General features: G+C 69.9%; 21 protein-coding genes. 8 read left to right on the top strand and 13 right to left on the bottom strand.

Annotated features, from left to right (window positions below; all coding sequences use genetic code 11):
• Positions 1-53 precede the first annotated feature (53 nt).
• A complete protein-coding gene (locus tag A5780_RS09740; RefSeq protein WP_063013596.1) occupies positions 54-836 on the top strand; it encodes an ABC transporter permease in 783 nt (260 codons plus the stop codon).
• Between the two features lie 66 nt (positions 837-902).
• Here the strand turns inward: A5780_RS09740 and A5780_RS09735 are convergent, their stop codons facing one another.
• Positions 903-1,238: an RNA polymerase-binding protein RbpA gene (locus tag A5780_RS09735; RefSeq protein WP_030517018.1), complete on the bottom strand. Its 336-nt coding sequence runs from the start codon at positions 1,236-1,238 to the stop codon at positions 903-905.
• 205 nt (positions 1,239-1,443) lie between these two features.
• Between A5780_RS09735 and A5780_RS41775 the strand changes: the two genes are divergently transcribed.
• From A5780_RS41775 to A5780_RS09720, 3 genes are all read left to right on the top strand, one after another.
• Positions 1,444-1,770, top strand: coding sequence for a hypothetical protein (locus tag A5780_RS41775; protein ID WP_082856969.1), 327 nt, complete (start codon positions 1,444-1,446; stop codon positions 1,768-1,770).
• A 1,402-nt stretch (positions 1,771-3,172) separates the two neighbouring features.
• The gene (locus A5780_RS09725; RefSeq protein ID WP_064908251.1) at positions 3,173-4,486 is read left to right on the top strand and encodes a hypothetical protein; all 1,314 of its coding nucleotides are present in this window, start codon (positions 3,173-3,175) and stop codon (positions 4,484-4,486) included.
• 4 nt (positions 4,487-4,490) lie between these two features.
• A complete protein-coding gene (locus A5780_RS09720) occupies positions 4,491-5,348 on the top strand; it encodes a DMT family transporter (RefSeq protein WP_063013563.1) in 858 nt (285 codons plus the stop codon).
• Here A5780_RS09720 and A5780_RS09715 read toward each other — a convergent pair.
• Both A5780_RS09715 and A5780_RS09710 read right to left on the bottom strand, forming a co-directional pair.
• A complete protein-coding gene (locus A5780_RS09715; protein ID WP_063013565.1) occupies positions 5,287-5,985 on the bottom strand; it encodes a phosphoribosylanthranilate isomerase in 699 nt (232 codons plus the stop codon). The genes A5780_RS09720 and A5780_RS09715 overlap by 62 nt on opposite strands.
• Before the next feature lie 80 nt (positions 5,986-6,065).
• Positions 6,066-7,046 carry a glycosyltransferase family 9 protein gene (locus A5780_RS09710; RefSeq protein WP_063013567.1) on the bottom strand — a complete coding sequence of 327 codons (981 nt, stop codon included), beginning with the start codon at positions 7,044-7,046 and terminating at the stop codon, positions 6,066-6,068.
• 221 nt (positions 7,047-7,267) lie between these two features.
• Between A5780_RS09710 and A5780_RS09705 the strand changes: the two genes are divergently transcribed.
• Positions 7,268-7,558, top strand: coding sequence for a hypothetical protein (locus tag A5780_RS09705; protein WP_030517012.1), 291 nt, complete (start codon positions 7,268-7,270; stop codon positions 7,556-7,558).
• A 192-nt stretch (positions 7,559-7,750) separates the two neighbouring features.
• Positions 7,751-8,101, top strand: coding sequence for a hypothetical protein (locus A5780_RS09700; RefSeq protein ID WP_030517011.1), 351 nt, complete (start codon positions 7,751-7,753; stop codon positions 8,099-8,101).
• Between the two features lie 58 nt (positions 8,102-8,159).
• Here A5780_RS09700 and A5780_RS09695 read toward each other — a convergent pair whose 3' ends face one another.
• The 4 genes from A5780_RS09695 to A5780_RS09680 all read right to left on the bottom strand — a co-directional run bounded on the left by A5780_RS09695 (position 8,160) and on the right by A5780_RS09680 (position 11,845).
• Entirely contained in the window at positions 8,160-9,353 is a 1,194-nt protein-coding gene (locus A5780_RS09695) for a Dyp-type peroxidase (RefSeq protein WP_063013569.1), read from the bottom strand.
• Positions 9,346-9,984 (bottom strand): copper chaperone PCu(A)C, encoded by a 639-nt coding sequence (locus tag A5780_RS09690; protein WP_082976371.1) that lies wholly within the window; start codon positions 9,982-9,984, stop codon positions 9,346-9,348. Before A5780_RS09690 ends, A5780_RS09695 begins: the two co-directional genes overlap by 8 nt.
• A 682-nt stretch (positions 9,985-10,666) precedes the next feature.
• Positions 10,667-11,224, bottom strand: a complete 558-nt coding sequence (locus tag A5780_RS09685) for a hypothetical protein (protein WP_063910749.1) — start codon at positions 11,222-11,224, stop codon at positions 10,667-10,669.
• A gap of 111 nt (positions 11,225-11,335) precedes the next feature.
• Entirely contained in the window at positions 11,336-11,845 is a 510-nt protein-coding gene (locus A5780_RS09680; RefSeq protein ID WP_030517007.1) for a GtrA family protein, read from the bottom strand.
• A 101-nt stretch (positions 11,846-11,946) separates the two neighbouring features.
• Between A5780_RS09680 and A5780_RS09675 the strand changes: the two genes are divergently transcribed.
• Positions 11,947-12,747 (top strand): helix-turn-helix domain-containing protein, encoded by an 801-nt coding sequence (locus tag A5780_RS09675; protein ID WP_030517006.1) that lies wholly within the window; start codon positions 11,947-11,949, stop codon positions 12,745-12,747.
• Here the strand turns inward: A5780_RS09675 and A5780_RS09670 are convergent.
• Together A5780_RS09670 and A5780_RS09665 are read right to left on the bottom strand one after the other, a co-directional pair.
• Complete coding sequence (locus A5780_RS09670; RefSeq protein WP_064908266.1) at positions 12,733-14,505, bottom strand: FAD-dependent oxidoreductase; 1,773 nt, start codon at positions 14,503-14,505, stop codon at positions 12,733-12,735. The two genes, A5780_RS09675 and A5780_RS09670, sit on opposite strands and share 15 nt — an antisense overlap.
• 124 nt (positions 14,506-14,629) lie before the next feature.
• Entirely contained in the window at positions 14,630-16,090 is a 1,461-nt protein-coding gene (locus A5780_RS09665) for an NAD(P)/FAD-dependent oxidoreductase (protein WP_082976370.1), read from the bottom strand.
• Between the two features lie 235 nt (positions 16,091-16,325).
• Between A5780_RS09665 and A5780_RS09660 the strand changes: the two genes are divergently transcribed.
• Positions 16,326-17,678 carry a wax ester/triacylglycerol synthase family O-acyltransferase gene (locus A5780_RS09660; protein WP_064908249.1) on the top strand — a complete coding sequence of 451 codons (1,353 nt, stop codon included), beginning with the start codon at positions 16,326-16,328 and terminating at the stop codon, positions 17,676-17,678.
• A gap of 65 nt (positions 17,679-17,743) precedes the next feature.
• Here A5780_RS09660 and A5780_RS09655 read toward each other — a convergent pair whose 3' ends face one another.
• The 4 genes from A5780_RS09655 to A5780_RS09640 all read right to left on the bottom strand — a co-directional run bounded on the left by A5780_RS09655 (position 17,744) and on the right by A5780_RS09640 (position 21,406).
• Positions 17,744-18,811 (bottom strand): B12-binding domain-containing protein, encoded by a 1,068-nt coding sequence (locus tag A5780_RS09655; protein ID WP_064908264.1) that lies wholly within the window; start codon positions 18,809-18,811, stop codon positions 17,744-17,746.
• Between the two features lie 26 nt (positions 18,812-18,837).
• Positions 18,838-20,445 carry a PP2C family protein-serine/threonine phosphatase gene (locus A5780_RS09650; protein WP_064908248.1) on the bottom strand — a complete coding sequence of 536 codons (1,608 nt, stop codon included), beginning with the start codon at positions 20,443-20,445 and terminating at the stop codon, positions 18,838-18,840.
• 61 nt (positions 20,446-20,506) lie between these two features.
• Positions 20,507-21,040 (bottom strand): ATP-binding protein, encoded by a 534-nt coding sequence (locus tag A5780_RS09645; RefSeq protein ID WP_082857228.1) that lies wholly within the window; start codon positions 21,038-21,040, stop codon positions 20,507-20,509.
• A 6-nt stretch (positions 21,041-21,046) separates the two neighbouring features.
• The gene (locus A5780_RS09640) at positions 21,047-21,406 is read right to left on the bottom strand and encodes an STAS domain-containing protein (RefSeq protein WP_197516605.1); all 360 of its coding nucleotides are present in this window, start codon (positions 21,404-21,406) and stop codon (positions 21,047-21,049) included.
• Positions 21,407-21,511 lie beyond the last annotated feature (105 nt).

Raw genomic sequence — 21,511 nt, 5'->3', positions numbered from 1 at the left:
TGACGCGGCCCGACACCGACAGCGACGTCCATACCATCGCGGCGCCGGTCCGGGTGTTCCGCGACAGCGCGATCATCGCCTACCGCAACCTGCTGACCATCCTGCGGGTGCCGACCCTGCTGGTGACCGCGACGGTCCAGCCGTTGATGTTCGTCTTCCTGTTCGCCTACATCTTCGGGGCCTCGCTGGGCGGCGGCCAGTATCGCGAATTCCTGCTGGCCGGCATCTTCACCCAGACGGTCGCGTTCAACGCGGCGTTCACGACGGTGGGCCTGGCCAACGACCTGCAGAAGGGCATCATCGACCGGATGCGCACGCTCCCGATGTCGCGGATGGCGGTGCTGATGGGGCGCACCCTGTCCGACACGGTGGTCAACGTGGTGGCGCTGGCCGTCATGGTGGCCTGCGGCTATCTGGTCGGATGGCGGATCAACGGGTCGGTGGCCGATGCGGCGCTGGGGTTCGCGATCATTCTGCTGTTCGCGTTCGCGATGTCGTGGGTGGGCGCGCTGACCGGGCTGATCGCGCCGAATGTCGAGGTCGCGCAGAGCGCGGGACTGATCTGGCTGTTCCCGGTCACGTTCATCTCCTCGGCCTTCATCTCCGCTGAAACACTGCCCGGCCCGCTGCGCTCGATCGCGGAGTGGAATCCGATCACCGCGGTCTCGGCGTCCGGGCGGAAACTGTTCGCCAACAGCTCACCGCCGACCTTCGCCGCCCCGCACGGCTGGCCGGTCGACCACTGCGTGGAATACGCGGTGGCGTGTTCGGTGGCGATTCTGGCCGTCGCGGTGCCGCTGGCGTTGCTGCAGTACCGCAAGGTGGCCAGTCACTGACGGTCCCGATAAGCGAAAGTCCCCTCGCACCGACCGGTGCGAGGGGACTTTCGCTGTGTACTCGATCTACCGGCCGCGCCGGGTCTTGAGCAGTTCGAGGCGCTCCTGCAGCAGTTCCTCGAGTTCCTCCTTCGAGCGGCGTTCCAGCAGCATGTCCCAGTGGGTGCGCGGGGGCTTGACCTTCTTGGGCTCCTGGGTGGTGCCCTCGATCAGGATGCCCTCCTGGCCGTTACGGCACAGCCAGGTCGGCGGGATTTCGGCGTCGTCGGCGAACGGGACGTCGAACTCCTCGCCGTTGTCGGTCCGGTACCGCGCCACTCGACGTGGTGCCAGGTCGTGGTCGCGGTCCGTCTCGTAGCTCACCGCTCCGAGCCGGCTACCTCGGAGTACGCGATCTGCCATGGTGTGCGGTCCTCTCTGGCCTGTCGGCAACGTTCTACTTGACTATCAACGCGCCGGCGGCCCGATCGGTTCCCGCGACGGTCAACCGGGGTATTTTACGGTCTCGGCCGGGCCCGGCCGAGACCGGCCCGGGCGGTAGCGGCGATTCGCCGGTTGCGGCGTGGCCCGGGCGCGAGTGCCGGGCGGACGGCTAAGGTGTCGGGTCATGTCGCGCCGTGTGCTGTCGTCGTGTCTGTGGTGCGGTCGGGAAATCGCCGATTCCGAAATCGGCCGTCGCCGCCGATACTGCCGGCAATCCTGCCGCCAGCGCGCCTACGAACATCGCAAGGGTTTGGAGGGCACCGGCATTCCGGAGGATTCGGTGGTGCTGAGCGCTCAGGAGGCCGCCGATCTCGCCGACCGCTGGTTCGCCGCCCGCTGCGCGGCCGAGGATGTCGCGACCGCCGTCGCCGAGGGCGCCGACCCGTCGGAGCTGGCCGCTTTGACCGCCAATCTCGTCGAACTCGCCAAGGACGCCGAGCGGCTGCGCTGAGCGTGCCGCACGACGGCCGCGCCCGCGCCCAGTGTCACCACGCTCAGTGCGAGGAATGCGAGCACGGCGGCGCGGTCGGGGTGGATCAACGGCTGCGCTCGCAGCGCCTGCCACAACAGCAGCGCCACCAGCCCGGCGTAGCCGAGGGCCAGGACACCGATCAACCGGGCGCGCGCCCGTTCGTCCAGCCAGGGCCGCCGCCGCGCGAGCCAGGCCGTGACCGCGACCGCCGCGAGCAGGAATTGGATGCCGTGCAGCCCCGCGAAATGCGGGATCCGCAGATCGCCGCCGATCGTGCTCCAGTGCGTGATCGGCATACCGCCCACGCCGTCGCGCACGGGCAGGGCGGTATCGGTCACCGTATGGCCGGCGGCCAGCCGCACCGGACGGCCGTGGGCGTCACGCACCGTCTGCTCGCCGGTGAAGCCCATCAGATATCCGAGCGCCATCCCGGCGACGGCGATGGCGAGCCCGGCGTGCACGGCCCGGCTCGTGGGACGGTCCAGGACGCGTTGCCGGCACAGGATCACCGCGACGACGAGGTTCGCGACGAACAGGCCCGGTACGCCGGAGGCGAACACCATCTGGCCGATCGAATTGACCGCATCGGTTTCGGTGTCGAAGTGGCTGAAGGTGCCGCGTGCCGCCTGCACCACGATGAAACCCACGTCCACGACGCCGGTGAGGGCGAAAACGGTTCCCGCCCACCAGGTCACGCGGGCACCGCGGTGCGGCACCGACAGCAGCCACGCGAGGGTCAGCGTGTACAGGCAGAACGCGATGCCGAACTTGCCGGGTTTGAGCCATACCGACTCACCGAGGATGCGGCGGTCGTCGAACGGCGCGGCGCACAGACAGCACAGCGCGAGTGCCGCCATCGCCGCCGCGGTCCACAGCAACGGCCGGTGCCATCGACGGGCGGGGGAGCTGATCGTGGTCATGACGCGAAGTGTGCGGGCGCTGCTACCCGTCGCGCGTCCCCCGGCCGTACTGTTCGGCTCTCATACTCCGGTACCGGTTCGCCGTCGGCGGAAGGCGAGCTCTGTCACGGGATTTGCGCCGCGCGGGCCGGTAGCGCAGGGTACCGGCGCGTCGTGGGTTGCAATTCGGATTCGGGCCGGAAGCGTTCCGGCAACGGGTCGACTGCCCCCAGATAACGGGCCCCTCCAGGAGGGTGAACACCCGCAGCGCCGTCCCGCGAAACCTGCGCGCGGCCTTGGTCTTTCGTGACGCTGTCCCGCACACCGCCGGCGGCGGGGCTCGAGATGGAACCGAAATATGTTCGCTACCAGGCAATTCGGGCGCCGAACGGCGGCGCTGCTTGTCGGACCATCCGAGTAACTTGGCGGTTATCAGCCCCAACGAAAATCTACGGGGCTTCGTATCAAGGGGGCGGAGGGCCATGTCGAACATCGACGAGCGAATCCGGATGGCAGTGGAATGGCTGCGCGGCAGTCAGTTACCGCATCTCGACGGGGGTGCGGGCTGGGGCTGGATCCCCGATGTGCCGCCCAATCCGCAGAACACCGCCGAGGTGGTCTGCATCCTGCATCGAGCCGGGTGCGAAATCCCGCGCGCCGCAAAGGTCGCCATGCTGGTGCGGGCAACGGTCGTGCAACGGCCGATCGGCGACGAATGGTACTTCCGCACGCCGATCGATGTCGCGTGGCGGATCCGGGCCCTGCGCTGCCTCGACATCGAGGAGTCCGACCCCGGCCTGGCCGGTGCCGTGCGAAATCTGCTGGACCAGCAGGATTCCGAAACCGGTGGCTGGCGGATGTCGGGTTTCCTTGGCCGGGTGTCGATTACCGCGACCTCTGCCGCGGTCGAGGCGCTGATCGGCGGCGGGGCCTTCGACGGTGAACGCCATCAGGCCATCTCGCGCGGCATCGCCTATCTGGTGTCCTCGATGTATCAAGAGCCCCGGACGTTGCCGATGTACGCGGCGGCGCATATCGCGGCCGTGCTCGCCCGGCCGGAGATCGTCCGGATCGGTGACAAGCGCGCCGAGCGCGCGTGCGAGCTGGCGGTCAAGCGCCTGCTGACCGGACTGCGCCGCGGTGAGTGCGATATCGAGACCGAGATCTTCCGCCGTGACGATCTCGTCGACACCTGGCGTCACCTCACCTTGCACCTGGCGGTCGGGGCCGTGATCGCCGCCGACAGCCGCACCATCTTCGACCCGGCCGTGCGGGCGGCGATCGTCGCGCTGCTGGATATGCAGGAGATGGACGCACTGGCCATCTACCGGGGCGGATTCCGCATCTCCGACGAGGGCCCGGTCACCTCCTATGCCACCACGCAGGCGCTGGAGGCGCTGTTGCAGGTGCGTCCGGCGATCAACGAGCGGGTGAATCCGGCCAAGGTGTACGACGAGATCTGCCGGGTCGACGGCGCCCATCGCACCGACCCGCAGGCGATCGCCACGCTGGGCCGTCATCGCATGCTGATGAATTCGACTGCCGGACAGGCGTTGCTGGTGCTGGCGGCCTCGGCCGGCGCGACGGTGTTCGCGCTGGCGGTGGGTTTCGACACCGTATTCGGCACGGTCGGCAGTCGCGCGCTGGTGGTCTGGGGAACGGCACTCGTCGCGGTGGGTACGTATTGCGGTCTGGCGACGCGCTTTCCGCGACTACCCAAGCGGCACGTGGCGAGCGCGGTCTTCGCCGCGTTCACCGCGCTGGTCATGCCGGTGGTCACCTATCTGCTCGCCTGAGCCGATGAACGGGCCGCTGGTCCTCATGGTCGCGGTGACCTGTCTGTGGGGTACCTCCAGTGCCCTGCTGGCAACGCTGGCCGCTCCCACCACCGCGGGCCTGGTGGCCCTCGGTGGAGCGGTGCCGCTGCTGATCTGGGCGCGGCTGCGCGGACAGCACCCGTGGGCGACGCTGACCGCTCATCCGGCGCTGTACTTCCGGCTGGGCGGGCTCGAGGCCGCCAATCTGGCGCTGTACGTGGCGGCGCTGCGGATGGGGCCGTTGCCGGTGGTGGTCGCCCTGCACCTGACCGCGCCGGTCCTCATCATCGCCGCCGCACTGGTCCGCGGCCGGCGGGCGCCCACGCTGCCGGTACTGGCCGAACTGCTGCTGGTCGGGGCGGCGATCTGGCTGGTCGCCTGGCGGCACCCGGGCGGCGACGCGCAGATCGCGGCCCTGACCGGATGCGCCCTGGCGCTGGGCAGTGCGGCCTGTGTGGCGATGCTGGTCAGTGTGGTCGCCCGGCACTCGGGACCGGACCACACGGCCACCTCGGCGGCCTTGCAGTTGCTGTTCGGCGGCATCGCGAGCAGCCCGCTGCTGGTGCTCGATCCACCGTCCGGGCGGGTGGCGGCCGAGCTGGCCGCGATCGGCGCCACCCTCCTCGGACCCGGATTCGCGCTCTACTGGCTGGCGCTGCGGCGATTGAGCGCGGCCACGGCCAGCGTCATCGGGCTCAACGAGGCCGTCGTGGCCACGCTGGTGGGAGCGGTGGCCACCCGGAGCCTGCCCACCGCGGCGACCGCCGCGGCGGGGTTGCTCATTCTGATCGCGGCCGGGCTAGAGCAGCGATCGGCACCGCGACATCGCGTGCCGCCCTGACGAATTCGGTACAGGTCGCCGGGTCCTTGTCGCCCCGGCCGTCGTCGACGCCGGAGTTGACATCGACCCAGGCCGGCCGGACGGCGTCGATCGCGGCCGTGACGTTGTGCGGGTCGAGTCCACCGGCGAGCATCACCGGAAATGCCGAGTCGTCCAACAGTTCGACGATGCGAGCGCTGATCGACCAGTCATGGGTGCGCCCGGTGCCGCCCAGCCGGTCGGTGGAACGCGAATCCAGCACGAGCCCATCGCAATCGGGGGCCGCGCGCTCGGCGGCGGCGACCGCCTCCGGGCCGGTGACGTGGACCGCGCGGATCACCCGCCGCCCGCCCGCACCGCGCCGGACCGCGCGCGCGGTGTCGTGGGAGATCAGGCCGTGCAGCTGGATGCAGTCGACGCCGATCCGGTCGGCGAGGCGCAACACCTCGCCGGCGTCGGTGAGATGGGTGACCAGTACGCGTTCCATCGAGGAGGGCACCAGCCGTGACAACCGGTGGGCCGATTCCGGGTCGAGTTCGTCTTCGCTGAAATGCGTCGTGCCCGAAATGAATCCGGCCGCGTCCGCATCAGCGGCGACGACGGCCCGGAGATCGGACTCGCTACGGATACCGCAGATTTTCGTTCGGACGGTGATCATCGGCACACGATACTGCCCGAACGTGTCCGGTCAGGCGGTTCGTGTCGATTACCACGCTGCCCGCCGCCGCGGCGGGGCGCTCACCCGACGCGGCGATAGGCGGTTCCGCGCCGGTCGGCCTCGGCCCACCGGCGGCGGTCCAGTTGCGTGTCGACGGCCTCCACGACGTCCGGGACGGTGATCTGGAGCAGACCCGGATCGGGGGTGTCGCCGTCGCGCTCGCCGGTGTGGCCCGCCCACAGCGCGATGTGGCGGCCGGACAGATGCGGCGGCGGCCCGCTGCGGCCGGGGGCGGTGGGGCCGAACAGCGCGACGGTGCGGGTGCCGAATGCCGTCGCCAGATGTGCGACACCGGTATCGCCGCACACCACCAGCGCGGCCTCGGCGACGGTGGCCGATAGTTCGATGAGATTCTGCTGCCCGGCCAGTACCTGGTCGTGCGACAGCCCCGCGCGGGCGGCGATGCCGAGGGCGAGGTCGCGTTCGAATTCGTCGCCGGTCACCACGACCTCGCGACCCTGTACGAGCAGATGCCGGATCACCGCGGCGAATCGTTCACCGGGCCAGCGGCGGGCGGGCGCTCCGGCACCGACGTGCACCACTACGCAGTCGCGGTGACTGGTGGTGGCCACCGGCGGCACCAAGCCGAGATTGCGGCGGTCGGCGTTGATTCCGGCCGATTCCAGCAGATGACACCAGCGGTCGATGTCGTGCATATCCGCTTGCCATTCGGGGCCGTCGAGATCGGGAAAGGCGGCATTGCGGTAGCTGAGCAGCCGGGCGGGTTCGGTGCGGGAGAGTTCGACGATGCCGTCGGCGCCGGGGCCCTGCAGATTGACCGCCAGGGCGGGGGCCGCGCCGTCCCAGCGCATGGTGTGCGGGTCTGCGGCGGCGACCATCTCGTCGACCGAGGTGATCAGGTCGACGATGGGTTTGAGCCGGTGCGGTGCGGCCAGCACGATGTGATCGCGCGGCCTCGCCCGGCGTAGCGCGCGAAGAGCGGGGACCGCGGTGAGAAGATCACCCAGTCCACGTGCGCGCAGCACGAGTACAACCGCCACCCTCTTCTCCTAGCCATCACCAAGCGACCCAGCAGTCCCGACCCACTCGATTCCGCGCCGTTGCCGCGGCACGACCGAAGAGAGCCACCTGAGGATGACTACCCGACCCGATCCGGCGTGAAACGCGCGTATTTCCGCCGGGTCCGCGTCGGTGCTGTGGCCGGGGGCGGCGGAACCGGTAACCTGAGCGACGGTCGGGCCGAAACAAACTGGAGGATTTCATGATTCGCACCGCTGGACTCATCACCGCCGTCGCGGCGGCGGGCGCGTTCGCAGTGCTCGGCGCCGGTGCCGCGCAGGCCGCGCAGGGCACCGTCACCGTCAACGGGCAGATCTACAACAACCCGACCGGTTGCATCGAACCGCACGCCTACCAGCTCACCGTCGGCAACAGCACCGACAAGGTGATCGAGGTCCACGCCGGGCGGGGATGCACCGGGCCGGTGATCGGCAAGGTCGACCCCGCCGGGATCACCATGGTGCCGCGCGGCAGCCTGCTGATCGTCGAATAATTCTCCCCGTTCCGCCCCGCGTCCGAGGATCGGCGCGGGGCGGGGCCGTGCCTGCGCACGGCAGGACAACGTCACCGTGAGAGCGAGCCCGCGAGAATGCCTGCGGCGGTGCGGATATCCGGGGCCCGGCGGGGATGTAAGCCCTACTACGCCGTGTCGTTGAATTGGTGCCGATGATCTACGCTGTGAGCCATGACAGTGGTCTACAACCTGGTGGTCGTCACCCACCTGCTCGGACTCGCCGCGGTGATCGGCGGATACGCCGCCGGCCGGCCGGCGGTGTCGCAGGTGATGCTCTGGGGTGCGCGGGCGCAGATCGTCACGGGTCTGATTCTGGTCGGCATGGCCGACGGCATCGATTCGCTCGACAAGAATCTCGACATGGCCAAGATCGTGGTGAAACTGGTCATCGCGGTCGCCGTGGCCGGTCTGGCCGAGATCGCGCACGCCGATGCCAAGCGTGGCAAGACTATTGCCTGGATGGTCGACGCCGCCGGACTGCTGGCCATCGCCAACGTGTTCGTGGCCGTGCTGTGGCACTGACATCCGATGCGGTTCGGCAACAGGTGCCGAACCGCATCGAGTGCCTGCGGTGCCCGGTTCAGCCCTCCAGCAGGGTCTGGCCGATATAGCCCTGCGCGTCGGTGATTCCCGGTGGAATCACGAACACCGCGGACCCGACGGGAGTGGTCCAGGTGTTCAGGGCGTCGAATTCGGCGAGACGACGCTGCACCGGCAGATACTGCGTCGTGATATCGCGCTGGTAGGCGGCGAACAACAGCCCTGAATTCGAGGTGGTCCCGGGCGCGGGGGCATCGTCGTAGTTGTAGCCGCGGCGCAGGAAACGCTCGCCGTCGCTGGTGCGATGCGCCCGCGCGATATGCGCCGAAGGCGGAATGACCGGGATGCCGTGGGCGTCCACAGCCGCGAAATCCGGATTGTCGCTTTCCCGGGTTCCGGTCAACGGCGCCCCGGTCGCGATGCGCCGGCCCACGGTCAGTTCTCGCCCCTCGGGGTCGAGTTCGTCCCAGGTGTCCAGATTCATCGCGATCCGGCGCAGCACCATCGACGTTCCACCCCGCAGCCACGGCAGGGTCGCGCCGTCGTCCCACACCAGCCGATCGAAATCGGCCCCGGGGGCGATGTTGACCGTGCCGTCGACCTGACCCATCAGATTGCGCATCGTCTGCCCGGCAGCGGCGTTGCGGAATCCGCGCTGGGTCCAGCGCACGGTCACCAGCGAGGTCACGCTGCGCGAGAGCGCCCGCACCGCATGCGCCACCGTCGTCGCCTCGTCCGCGCAGACCTGCAGCAGCAGATCCCCGTCACAGAATGCGGGGTCGAGCCGGTCGATGGTGAAGCCGGGCAGTTGCGTGAGCCAGTGCGGCCGCGCGGATTCCAGTCCCGCCACAGTGAACAGCCGCGGGCCGAATCCGATGGTCACGGTCAACCGTGCCGGCCGGTGAGCCAGCTCCGGCTCGGTATCGGCCAGCGTCGGCTCACCGGCCACGAGCCGCGCCGCGTCCCCGGACCAGATGCGCAGCAATCCCACGAGGTCGGCACGGGCGGTGCCGGGCCGCAGATCGAAGGCCACGAACGCCGCGTGCTGCTGCGGCGCGGTCGCGACCCCGCCCTGGTGTGGTCCGTAGAACGGTTCGCGTGCGGTGCCCGGATCGGCGGTCTCGGTGCGGCGGGTCCAGCGTTCGGCGCCGAGGGTGAGCCCCGCGACCCCCGCCGCACCCGCCGCGGCCGCACTGCCGCCGAGCAACCGGCGCCGCGACAGCCGCTCAGCCACCGTGGGCGGCCGTAGTCGGTGCGTAATTCTCCTGATTGCCCGCGAAGTCACGCACCTGCGCGGTGAAGGTGGTGCTGGTGCCGTCGGCGAACTTCACCGTGATCGGCGTCTGCGTTCCGGTGCGCAGCGGGGCCTTCAGGTCGATGAACATCAGATGGTCGCCACCCGGCGTCAGTTTCGCGGTGCCGTGGGCGGGGATCGCCAGCCCGCCGGCCTTGGGACGCATCATGGACGCGCCGTTCGACTGGACCACCTCGTGAATCTCCACGCGCGCCGACGCCGGGCTCGTCGCGTCGACGATGCGGATCTCGTGGCCGCTGGTGTTGGTGAAATTCGCGAACGCCGCCGACATCCCCGCGTTGGCGGCCTTGATCCACTGATCACCCACGGTGACCGAATCGGCGTCCGCGGCAGTGGATGTGCTGCCGGACGAACAGCCGGCCAGCAGCAGTGGGATCGAGGCCGCGGCGGTGATCAGCAGGCTCGCCGACCGACGCCGGCGGGTGGAACCTGCCGTGTGGCGGGACGGCGGTGTCGCACCGTGGGGCCGGGCCTGGGTGGATGCCGCACGGCGAGGGCCGCGGGCGCTCGAGGCGAGGGGGGAACGCCCGGTGTGGGGGAGAGAGGACATTGGTGAACTCCATTGCATGAGAAGGGGTTTCATCGAGCAGGCGGCACGTCGTCGCGGATTCTCACCGCGCCCCGGCGCTCGTCACACCCTCGAACCACGCGTTGCGCGGCGTAGGGGTGAGTGCGCGGCGTATACCGCCACCGGTGTTCGTTCGTTGCTGCGTGCCCAGCGGCGAGCGGTGCGACCTCCGCGGTCACACGCGAATCAGCCACCCGCAAGCCTGTCCGGCGTATCCGATCGCCCAGGACGTCGTCGGAAACCGGCGAGGACCGACCGAACAGCACCGCGCGCGATCAGCGCTCACGGCAGGACCGCCACAGCGATGACCGTGACCGAGCATGCAGGCCCGCCGACGTCGACTGATACGCCGACAGCTCGAGCGACCGCTTCGGCGAAGCGTCGGTAGCTGTCCAGGTGCCGTGCGATAACGGTCGATTCGGGTAGCCGCAGTTGCCGCTTGCCGCTTGCCGCTTGCCGCTTGCGGGTCGGCGGCTGCCGCTCGGCGGTGTGCCGTCACTGGCTCACGGACGTTGCCGCACACGGGCGCGGCTGCACGTGCTGTGCGATCCGATGTGACGCTCTCGAGAGCTATCCGTACATCCGGTGGCTCAGCCGTTGGTCGTCATCCGTGGTCCCGCCGCGATCCGGCAAGCCAGTGGACACGTCCACCGATGTGCCGGTATCACGCCCACGCGGGTACGCGGTGCAAGGCAGCGAACGAACCGGTGAGCCTCGGCGGACCGCGCCGCCCGGTGCCGGAGGCCAGCACGAGCCACCGCGGCGCGGTCACCGTATCCGGTACCGAGACGACGACCGGAGCGCTGGAGACGCCGAGGTTGTGCGCGACCGCGCCGACCACGCGGCGGATCAGCGAAACGGCGCGTCGCAGTGTGATTTCCGCGCCACGGACGAGGACCGCCCCGACCACCGTCGCCGTGATGTGCGCGACCAGCATGGGGGCGGTGATCAGCACCTCGTGGCAGTGCGGGGACGTCGACAACGCCAGATGGCCGATCGCCTGGCCGACCGCGAGCAGGCCCATCAGCCGGAACAATCCGGTGCGGGTGTGTGCGGCGAGGCAGCCGATCGCGGTGCTGGCGGCGATCAGCATCATGATCGCCGTGGAGCCGGGTGCCACCGCGCCACCACCGAGGGCGTGGGCGGCGATACTCACCGTGCCCGCGGCGGCGCCGACGCATCCACCACGCAGCTGCGTGGAAGGGTCGGCCGTTGCTCGCACGAGATCATGGTATCGGGGCTCGCCGGCGGGCCGGGCCGCCAGGTCCACCTGTAGGCACCGGCCGTGATGCCCGTCACCACCTGCGGTTTCGGCGCCTCGCGGTTGCGGCGGTCAGAGGATCTCCAGTTCGGCCTCGCGCAGATCCTGGGGGAAGACGAATCGCCGCAACGCCCAGAATCGGAAGGCCATCGCCAGCAGGACACCGAGAATCTGCCCGGTGATGAAGTTGGAGACCGCCTGGGTGAACGCGCTCACATGCGGCACCCGGATATCGAAGACGTACAGCGCGACCGCCTGCGGAATGACGGTCACGCCGACGGCGAGCGCGCTGACGGCGAAGAACAGCGCGGCCTCGTGACTGCGCTGGCGCCCGCCGCGGGTGTTGAACGACCATTCCCGGTTCAGGATGTAGGAGGCGATCGTCGCGATCAGCACGCCGAACGCGCGCGCGGTCAGCGGCTTGTCCGGCAATACGGTCAGCTTGAGGGCGTACACCACTCCGGTGTCCACGAACCACGTGATCGCGCCGACGACGGCGAATTTCATCAGCTCCCGATGGGCGAGCAACAGTGCGCGCCAGCGTTCGGGCAGCCGGTCCAGTCCAGCCTGCACCAACGACACGCAATCCACCCTAACCGTGAGCCGCGCACCGGGCATCCGGACAGCGATCATGACCCGCGAGGTAATCGTCACGCCCACCCGTGCCGCATACGATCGAGCAGGTGCCGACCCATACTGCCGGGGATCTGCTGCGCCACTGGCGTCGCACCCGCCGCCTCAGCCAGCTGGAACTGGCCGGGCGCGCCGAAACCTCGACCCGTCACCTCAGCTTCGTCGAAACCGGCCGGTCCACGCCGAGCCGCCAGCTGATCCTGCACCTCAGCGAGGAGCTCGACATCCCACTGCGCGAACGCAATCGGATGTTGCTGGCCGCCGGTTACGCCCCGGTCTACGCCGAACCCGGATTGGATACCCCCACCATGGCCCCCGTCCGCACCGCGATGCGGCAGATCCTCACCGGCTACGAGCCGTATCCGGCGTTGGCCGTGGACGCGCAGTGGAATATGGTCGACGCCAATTCGGGTGTCGCCCTGTTCCTCGACGGCGTTCGCGCCGATCTGCTGACTCCGCCGGTCAACGCGCTGCGGCTGAGCCTGCACCCGGAGGGTCTGGCGCCGCGGATCCTGAATCTCGCGCAGTGGCGCGGACATCTGTTCGAACGCGTCGATCGCCAGATCGAGGCCACCGGCTCGGCCGATCTGGCCGCGCTGCGCGCCGAACTGCTCGAATATCCCGGTGGCCGCGACGATCCCGGCCTGCCCGAACCGGATCAGGCCGTCGTCCCGCTGCGGCTGCGCCACCACGACGCCGAACGCGGGGATATCGACCTGGATTTCATCAGCACCATGACCATCTTCGGCAGTCCGATGAACGTCACGGTCGCCGAACTCGCGATCGAGTCGTTCCTGCCCGCGAGCCCGGCGACCGCCGAATTCCTGCGCAGCCGTTCACATATCGAGTAGATGCGGCAGCCCGGCCCGATAGCGGTCGGCGTCGATGCGCTTGAACGGTTCGAGCTCGGGCGGCGCGTACATCGGGAACACCGCCGCCCGCGGCGCCGCGTCACCGGCCGCGTCGAGCACCGCGTTGGCCGCCTTGCGTCCCGCTTCGCACGCACCCTCCATGGTCGCCAGGTCGATGCCGGTCCGCACGTGGTCGCCGCAGAAGAACACATTGCCGATCGCCGAATGCGCCTCCGGCCGGTGGTCCCAGGAGCCGACGGTGTTCACCAGCAGCGGGGTGTCGTTGCGGTTGCCGCCCTCCTCGAAATGTACCCCGGAATCGACGAACCACGAGTGCAGGTCGTCGTCGCGCAGCCAGCCGGTGCCGGTGTTGAGCCAGCGTTTCAGCTGTGCCCAGACTTCCTGCACCACTTCGTCTTTCGAGCACTGTTTGGCCGGTTTGCCGAACAGGATGCCGGGGGTGTCCCAGTCCGACACGTCGGCGGACAGGCATTCCACCACCGTCCCGTCGCCGTAGCGGGCCGCGAAATCGCCGCGCCACATCGGCGCCTGCCGCAGTGCGGTGATCGCCCACGGCGAGCCGAGTGCCGCGATATGTCCTTCCGGCACGCCGGTGGGCCGGCGCAGATAGAACTGCACCCCGACCATCCAGTCCAGCACCAGCTCACGCATCCCGGCCAGCGCCGGGTCCGCGGCGAGAATGTCGTCGTCGAGGATCGCGGCCGCGCGGTCGGCCGGCATCGCGCATACGTACCAATCCGCTTGCACCGCACGTCCGCCCACGTTCGCACCGCTGATCCGGTCACCGGACAGGCGCAGGCTCGTCAGTCCCGCGCCGGTGACGAACCGGACTCCCTGTCCGGACAGGTGCGCCACCCACGGATCGATCCACGCCTCGTTGGTGGGGCCGTTCAGGATCCGGTCCACCCCGCCGCGATACTGCGGCGCGATGCCGGCGCCAGCGAAAACCAATGCCTCTCCGATGGTTCCGATGGTGCGCGCGGAGCTGGTCTCCGACTTCGCCGCCACCGTGATCCGGGTCAGGGCGCGCGCCAGATAGTCCCGATAGGCCTGCGACTTCCCGTTCGCCGCGACCGCGTCCACCCATGATCGGTACTCCCATTCGCCGAAGCGGCGTTCGGGCGAGCTGGTGAACCACATCATCATCCGATCGCCGAAGAACGCCAGCTCCTGCGGCGGCAGCTGCGGGACGAAGCCGAATCCGGCGACGAGCGAGTTGCGGATGCGCTCGGGGTTCAGCTCGCGCAGCCCCGCGATCTCGGTCGGCACCGTCACCGGCGGCAGATCCGGAAATCCGGCCACCGTCGATTCCACCCGGATCAGATTTCCGGCCACACCGTTCGCGTTGCCCGGGAACGGAATTCGCGCCATCGTGTCCGGCACGTGCTGGTAGCAGCCCGGGAAGAAGCGGAAGCCGTGTTCGCCCGGCAGATCGGCGCGACCACCCGCCCCGGTGCCGGGCACGCTCATACTGCGCGCCTTCCCGCCCAGCGCGGTCGGCTCGTACACCGTGACCGCGTAGCCGCGTTCGGCCAGTTCGTGCGCCGCGGTCAATCCGGAGACCCCACCACCGAACACGGCCACCGTGCGTCCCGGGCCGACCTGGCGGCGGCCCGGATTCGCCCGCGCTGCCGCCGTGGCCCAGGTGCCGTTCGCCGCCAGAGCCGCGCCCGCGACCGCCGCGCCTCGCAGCAACTGCCGCCTGCCGAATCCACCCGCATTGTCCCGACCGGTCATGTCCACTCCTCGAATCAGCGAGCGGGACCGGCCCTGCGTCGATCCCGAAGCCCGAATATCTGCGCCTGCGAAGCCTTTTCACCGAGGTCCGGCAGTATCGAGGGCCCGCCGGCCGGCCCGTCCCTCACTTCGGCGCCGCCGCGGGCCACCGCGACCACGCCGAACCCCACCGCGCCGCCTGACGTTCCCGCCAGTCCTGCGCGTTGTCGCACACCTCGCGAATCACGGTGTCCACCACCGCGGCCGCCGGCGCGTGCGCCAATGCCTGTATCGCGAACTTCGCCGCCCGCGCCGGGGTCAGCAGTTCGTCGGGGGTTCGCGCCCGCGTCATCACATCCAGCGCGAGGCCGGCCAGGTGCGGGTCGGCCGCGCCGGCGCGGTACAGCTGCACTTCGAGCGGTGTCATCTCGGTGCCGCGGGCGAGCCGGTTGGTCCACTGGTACATGGGCAGGCAGTCCTGTTCGCGCTGGTGCTCCCATCGGGCCACTGCCCGGTCCAGCGCGGCCGCGTCGTCGAGCACCGGGGCCGCGTATTCGCCGAGCAGCCGCCCGTAGCGCATCGCATCGCGCATGCCTTGCGCGGTGACGGGATCCTTGAAGTGGCCGGCGTCGCCGGGCAGCGCCCAGCCCGGACCGCTGGAGCGGCGGAAGTAGGAGACGATGTCGGTGGCCGAGCGCACCCGCCCGAGCGGTTCGCAATCGACCAGTCGCGCAGCGAGTTCCGGGATCGCGGCCACCATGTCCCGGTAACGCTGCTCGGTCTGTCCGGGCGTGCGCGGCCCGTGCGTGACCGGCGGCTGGATCAGTGACAGCACCGCCCCGTCCTCGCACGGGAAGGCGGTTCCCAGCAGCTGCCCGGCCCGCCACTGCGCCGCCGTCGACCGCCATTCCGGGCGGTTGTCGCGCCAGTAGGCGAAGTAGCACGCCCGCCCACTGGGTTTGCTGCGGTACGGGTCCAGCGCTCCGGTCAGCCGCGCGACGGTGGAGCGCCGCCCGTCCGCGCCGACCACCAGGCGCGCCCGGATCTCGTGGGTGGCCCCCGCGCGATCGACCGCGCGCACGCCGGCGACCCGGCCGCCGTCGCGGATCAGCTCGGTGACCCGCATCGACTCGTGGATCGTGGCGCCGGCCGCGCGGGCGGTGGCGACCAGAGCGGCGTCGAATCCGGTGCGCCGCACGCACATCGCGTAGTCGATGCCGTTCACGGCGGTGAACGGTGCCCGCACCACCTGGCCCGCGCCGCCGGCGTAGGCGACCCGCAGTTGTGGCGCGCCGAGCGCCAGCACCTTCTCCAGCGCGCCCAGCGCCGCCACTTCGGCGATGCCGGCGGGCCAGAGCAGATGGGTCGAGAGCGTGTCGGACGGAAATCGGGCCGCGTCCACGACGACGACGCCCCGCCCCGCACGGGCGAAGGCGATCGCGGCGGCCGAACCCGCGCAGCGCGCTCCGACAACCACTACGTCCGCGAATTCGCCTTCCGGGCAATCGTTTTCGTCAAGCGCTCGATCGCGTACCGGAAGGTCTCGGACGGTCGCGGCGGTACCCGAATCGGTCGGCGAGGAGTCGGCAGGTTCGTCGGTAGGCATCGGCGCCGCCTTCCGGGTCACTATGTTCGGACACTGTGTCCTAATGAGAGAATGAAGTGACTCCTCTCACATTGTCAATATGTTTGATTCGATTGTTCCCGGCAATTACCGACGCCTGAGCCGCCCGGGCCCGGTGAGACTCCGGATCACGCACCTGATCCGACCGCATCCGCGATGATCACCGGAAGGTGTGGCCACCCGGCCCGATCGGAAACGACCGTGATGAGGTATCGCGATGGCGTTGATGTCACCCCTGGACTCGGCATTCCTGCTGCTGGAATCCCGCGAACATCCCATGCACGTCGGCGGGCTCTCCCTGTTCCGTCCCTCGGGCACCGAGCCGCGATCGGCGCGGCAATTGCACGAGGAATTGGTCTCGGGCACTGACAAACTCACGTCCCTGTTCCGGCGCCGGCCCGCGCGGTCGCTGGCGAGTTTCTCCGCGCTGCAGTGGGATCTCGACGACGACGTCGACATCGACTATCACGTGCGGTTGCTGTCGCTGCCCACCCCCGGACGGGTGCGTGAACTGCTGGAACTGGTGTCGATGCTGCACGGATCGCTGCTGGACCGGCATCGCCCGCTGTGGGAGGTCTATGTCATCGACGGTCTCGCCGACGGCCGAATGGCTCTCTACACCAAGACGCATCACGCGCTGATGGACGGTGTGTCGGCAGTGCGCACCTGGCAGCGGGCCCTCTCGGCCGACCCCGATGCCCGCGACTGCGTGCCGCCGTGGCGCTCGCCCCGCCGTCGTCCGGACGCCGGCCCGACTACGTTGTTGCGCCGCTCGGCCGAGGCGGTGCGCATGGCCGGGCGGATCGGCACCGCCGTCCCCGAATTGCTGTCCGGCGCTTACGAGATCGCGCGGGACTATCCCGAACCGCGCCCGTTCCGGGCCCCGCACACCATGTTCAATGTCGCCATCACCGGCGCCCGGCGATTCGCCGCGCAGTCGTGGCCGTTGCCGCGGTTGCGCGCGGTCGGGGCGCGGACGGGGGCGACCGTGAACGACGTGGTGCTGGCGATGTGCGCGGGCGCGCTGCGCCGGTATCTGCTCGCCGAACAGGCGCTGCCGGACGAGCCATTGATCGCGATGGTGCCGGTCTCGCTGCGCGGCACCTCCGAAACCGCTGTGGGAGAGGGCAATTCGGTGGGCGCGGCGCTGTGTGATCTGGCCACCGACGAACCGGATCCGGCCGAGCGACTCGCGCGCATCCACTCGTCGATGGCGCGGACCAAGAACACCATGTCGCGGCTGACGCCACTACAGATCCTGGGGCTGTCGGCGGTGAATGTGGCGGGGCTGGCCTCGGCGGCGCTACCGGTCCGGTTGCCGTCCGCCGCGCCGCCGTTCAACATCGTGATCTCCAACGTCCCCGGCGCCACCGAACCCCGCTACTGGAACGGGCTGCGCCTGGAAGCCGCCTATCCGGCCTCGATTCCCCTCGACGGCCAAGCGGTCAACATCACGACGATCAGTTCCGGTGGCGCCATGCATTTCGGCATCATCGGCTGTCGCCGCAGTGTTCCGCATCTGCAGCGGCTGCTGACCGGACTCGAAGAATCCCTCGCCGAACTGGAGTAACCGGACTCCGCGGCAAGGTGGCGAGGATTCGGGCGCGCCGCGCGGTCGTCGGCCGGCGTCGACGGTCAGGCGATTCGCGCGGTGTCGGTGAGGGCGTCGGTCGCGGCGGTGAGAATCCGTCGCGCCCGCGGGAAGTCCTGCAGTTGTCCGCTCAGCAGGTCGAGGACGGGAAACAGCGATTGCGCGGGAACCGCACGCGCGCTCAGCACACCCGCGGTCCACGTGACGAACGTGGTGAACAACTCGTCGTCGTCGAGATACAGTGCGGTGGTGAGGAATTCGAGGATCTGCGCGATATCTTCGGCGGTGCGCTCCAGCTGGGATTCGGAGTACTCCCGCATCGCGGGGAAGCGATGCTCCAGCTCCGCCATGGTGGTCGCCAGCAACTGCGGTGTGCTGCGGGCGATCATGGTGAATTCCTGATCGGTCAGATGCGGCAGCGTCCGGTGCGGTCGGTCCGGCTGCTGCTCCCGCCGCAGCCCCCGGGCGAGCAGCTCGGCCGCGGTCGCGGCGTCCGGCGCCCAGGCGTCCGCGCCGAGCAGGTTCGCGTAGCGGCCGTCCGGCCCGAACGCCGCCCCGCCGACGAGCACCGGCACTCCGGCCGCCTGGCATGCGGTGATGGTGCCGTGCGCCGACGGCAGGCGGGTCGGCAGCGACGACGACAGCAACACGGCGTCGGGGCCGGTGTTGTGCAGGTGCGCGATCAGGTGGCGGGTCGGCACCTGGGCACCCAGGAAATCGACCTGCCAGCCGCGCAGCCGCAGCACTTCGGTCACCAGCCGGGCGGGAAGGGCATGCCATTCGCCGTCCACGCACGCGACGGTGACCCGCCCGGCCGAGGCGGGGTGCGAGGCGGCCGCATGCAGTGCCAGCGCCGTCACGGCCCGGTCGTTGATCGCGGTGGCGGTGTGCTCGTCGGCGACACTGAGGGTGTTGGCGGCCCATTCCGCACCCACCCGGCGCTGGACCGCGGCGATGACATCGAGCAGAACCGCTTCCGGTTCGAGCCCCGAATCCACCGCCGCGAGCACGATGCCGATCGCCGCCCGTTCGTCGCGGCCGGTGACCGCCGTCCACAATTGCTCGCGAAAAGCCGGGGCGTCCCGCGAGTTTCGGCGATGCGGCTCGGACATGAACGGCGGCTCCTTGGCGGTAGCGGTCACGCGAGGACGGTATCCGAGGTTCGCGGCGCGCTGATCGCGACGACCGCGATGTCGTCGTGCTCGTTGCGGCCGACCCACTGGGTGGTGAGCATGTGAATACGCTCGACCACCGCCTCCGCGGGCATATTCGCGCACTGCGCCAGCGCGGCGGTCAGACGCTCCTCACCGAACATGCGTCGGCCCAGCGGTCCGCCGCGAGCCTCGGTCACACCGTCGGTGTAGAGCAGGCAGGTTTCGCCGGGCGCGAGCGAGGTGCGGAACGTCGTGGCGCTGATCTCGGGCAGCGCGCCGACCAACTGTCCCCGCGTCTCGGCCATGTCGACGCTCCCGTCGGCCCGGACGATCAACGGCGGCGGATGCCCGGCGGAGGTCAGCCGCAGCTGCACCCGTCCTTCCCGACGCACCGCCGATGCCAGCACCAGCGTGGCGAACCGGTCGTGCCGCGAGGACATCAGCGCGTTGTTCAGCAGGGTGAGCATGCGCTGGTGATCGTCGGCCATCGGCACCAGCGCGTGCACCGTGTTGCGGATTTTGCCGGTCAGGACGGCGGCCTCGAGACCCTTGCCGCAGACGTCGCCGAGGACGACGAGGGTTTCCCCGTCCGGTGCCGCCGCGCGATGTACGTCGTAGAAGTCGCCGCCGATGATTTCGTGATTCTCCGAAGCCCGGTAGGCGCCGGCCAGTTCGATGCCGTGGACGTGGTGCAGTTGCGGTGGCAGCAGCTCGCGCATCAGGATCGCGGTGATACTGGTCTGCTCGGCGTACAGCCGTGCCGCCGACAACGCGATTCCGGCGCGACCGGCGAACAACTGGGCGAAGATCTCGTCGCGCTCGTCGAAGCTCCGCTCGCCGGAACGCCGCAGCAGGACCAGCGCACCCGCCGAAACCCCGTGGCCGGGAAGCGGAGTCACGATCACCGAGCCCGTGCCGTGCTCGAAACCGGGCGGCAGCAACCACACCGGCACCGCCGCGGGGTCCAGCCACTGCGAGGGAATGGGCGGGAAGCCGCGCAGCGCCTCGCTCAGCCCGGCCACCGCGTCGGGGTCCTCCTCGACGACGTTCACCCGCACCACACCGTGCTCGTCACAGGAGACGACCGACAGCGCCCGCCCGGCCGGGGGAGTGACGACCACCGCGGCGTCGGCGAGGTGGCGGGCGGCCAGCCGGACGGTCGTCTCCAGGCATCGGTCCACGTTCAGCGAGGCCAGCAGCCGCTCGGAGGCCTGCGACAGGAATGCGGTGCGTTCGCGTTCCTGCTCCAGTTCCGAGCGGCTCTCCTGCAGCGAGGCCGCGGTGTCGCCGAGCAGCCACCAGACGAGCGTCCCGTCGGCGCCGAGGGAGGCGACCGCGTGCAGTTCGCGCCCGCCAACCCGCCCGGATACCGAGGCGGGCGACGGCGCGATGCCCGAGGCGGCCGTCTCCTCGTGTGCGGTGGACAACCAGGGCGGCACCGCACGGTGCAGCGGTTCGCCCACGACCGCGTCGGGAAACAGGGCGGCCGCTTGCCCGCTCAGCGCGACCACCGTGCCCGCGCCATCGACCACCACGGCCGGATGCGGTACCGCCGACCATCGGTCGACGTCACTCACCACAGATTCGGGCACGGCGAGCTCCTCACATCCGATCGGGCGAGTGAAACCCGCTGCGCCGCAGCCGAAACCGATGTCACGGCTGGTCCGCGGAGCTGCGCCGGGGCCACTGCCCGGTGTCGGAATCCGAACGGGATTCGGCGGCGGGCGAGACCACGAATTCCACCGTCGTCCCGTCGGCGCCCGAGACGACGCGGGTGCCGGGCATGAGGGCGTTCATCATCGGCAGGCCGCGACCGCGATCGATTTCCTCGTCCGCCCGCGGCGCGCGCCAGGTCCCGCTGTCGGAGACGGCGATGCGGATCGAATGGGCGGCCGACGCGTGCAGCACGACGGTCCGGCCGTCACCGCGATGTCCGTGCTCGACCGAATTCGAACAGGCCTCGTTGACGGCCAGCAGGAGGTCGTACGCGCGATCCGGTCCGAGGCTCGTCCCCGCGAGCCAGGCGCGCAGCAGGGCCCGCACCCGCTGCAGTTCCTCGGACCGGGCCCGGAATTCGATGTGCAGGTCCTCGAGCGATCGCTGTCCGCCGCCGGTCGCGGCCTTGTGAGCTGCGCCTTCGGGACGGCGTGGGCTGTCGGGGTGACGCATACCTTCGGGGTGACGCATGGGATATCAGCCGTTCGTGTGGGAGACAGCGCTCGCGACGGCGGCATCGACGTCGTCGAAGAGTGCGAATACCGTCGACAGGCCGGTGACCTCCACGACTCGCCGCACCGGCCGCGGCGCCACCACCAGCACCCGGCCCGCCTGTCGCAGCGCGCGTACCAGCACATTCATCCCGGAGGAGTCGAAGAACTCGACCGCGGACAGATCGACGATGAGCTGTCCCGGTTGCCGAGTCACGGCCTGCTGGACGGCGGTGTCCAGCCGCGGGGCGGTATGCGAATCGACCTCACCGGCGGCGACCACCACCCAGAGGCCGCCGACCGAGATCACCTCGGCGGTGCAGCCGCTGTGGCCTTCGTATCCCACGTGTTCACCCTTCCCTACACTCGCGGCATCCGGGTCCGCCCCTACGAGTATGAATCGTGACGCGCAGCGGATATGTGCAGGCACACTCGCGCATGACGAACACCG

It is taken from the genome of Nocardia sp. 852002-20019_SCH5090214 (assembly GCF_001665865.1).
Classification (GTDB): domain Bacteria; phylum Actinomycetota; class Actinomycetes; order Mycobacteriales; family Mycobacteriaceae; genus Nocardia; species Nocardia nova.
This window is presented reverse-complemented; position numbering and strand designations above follow the sequence as displayed.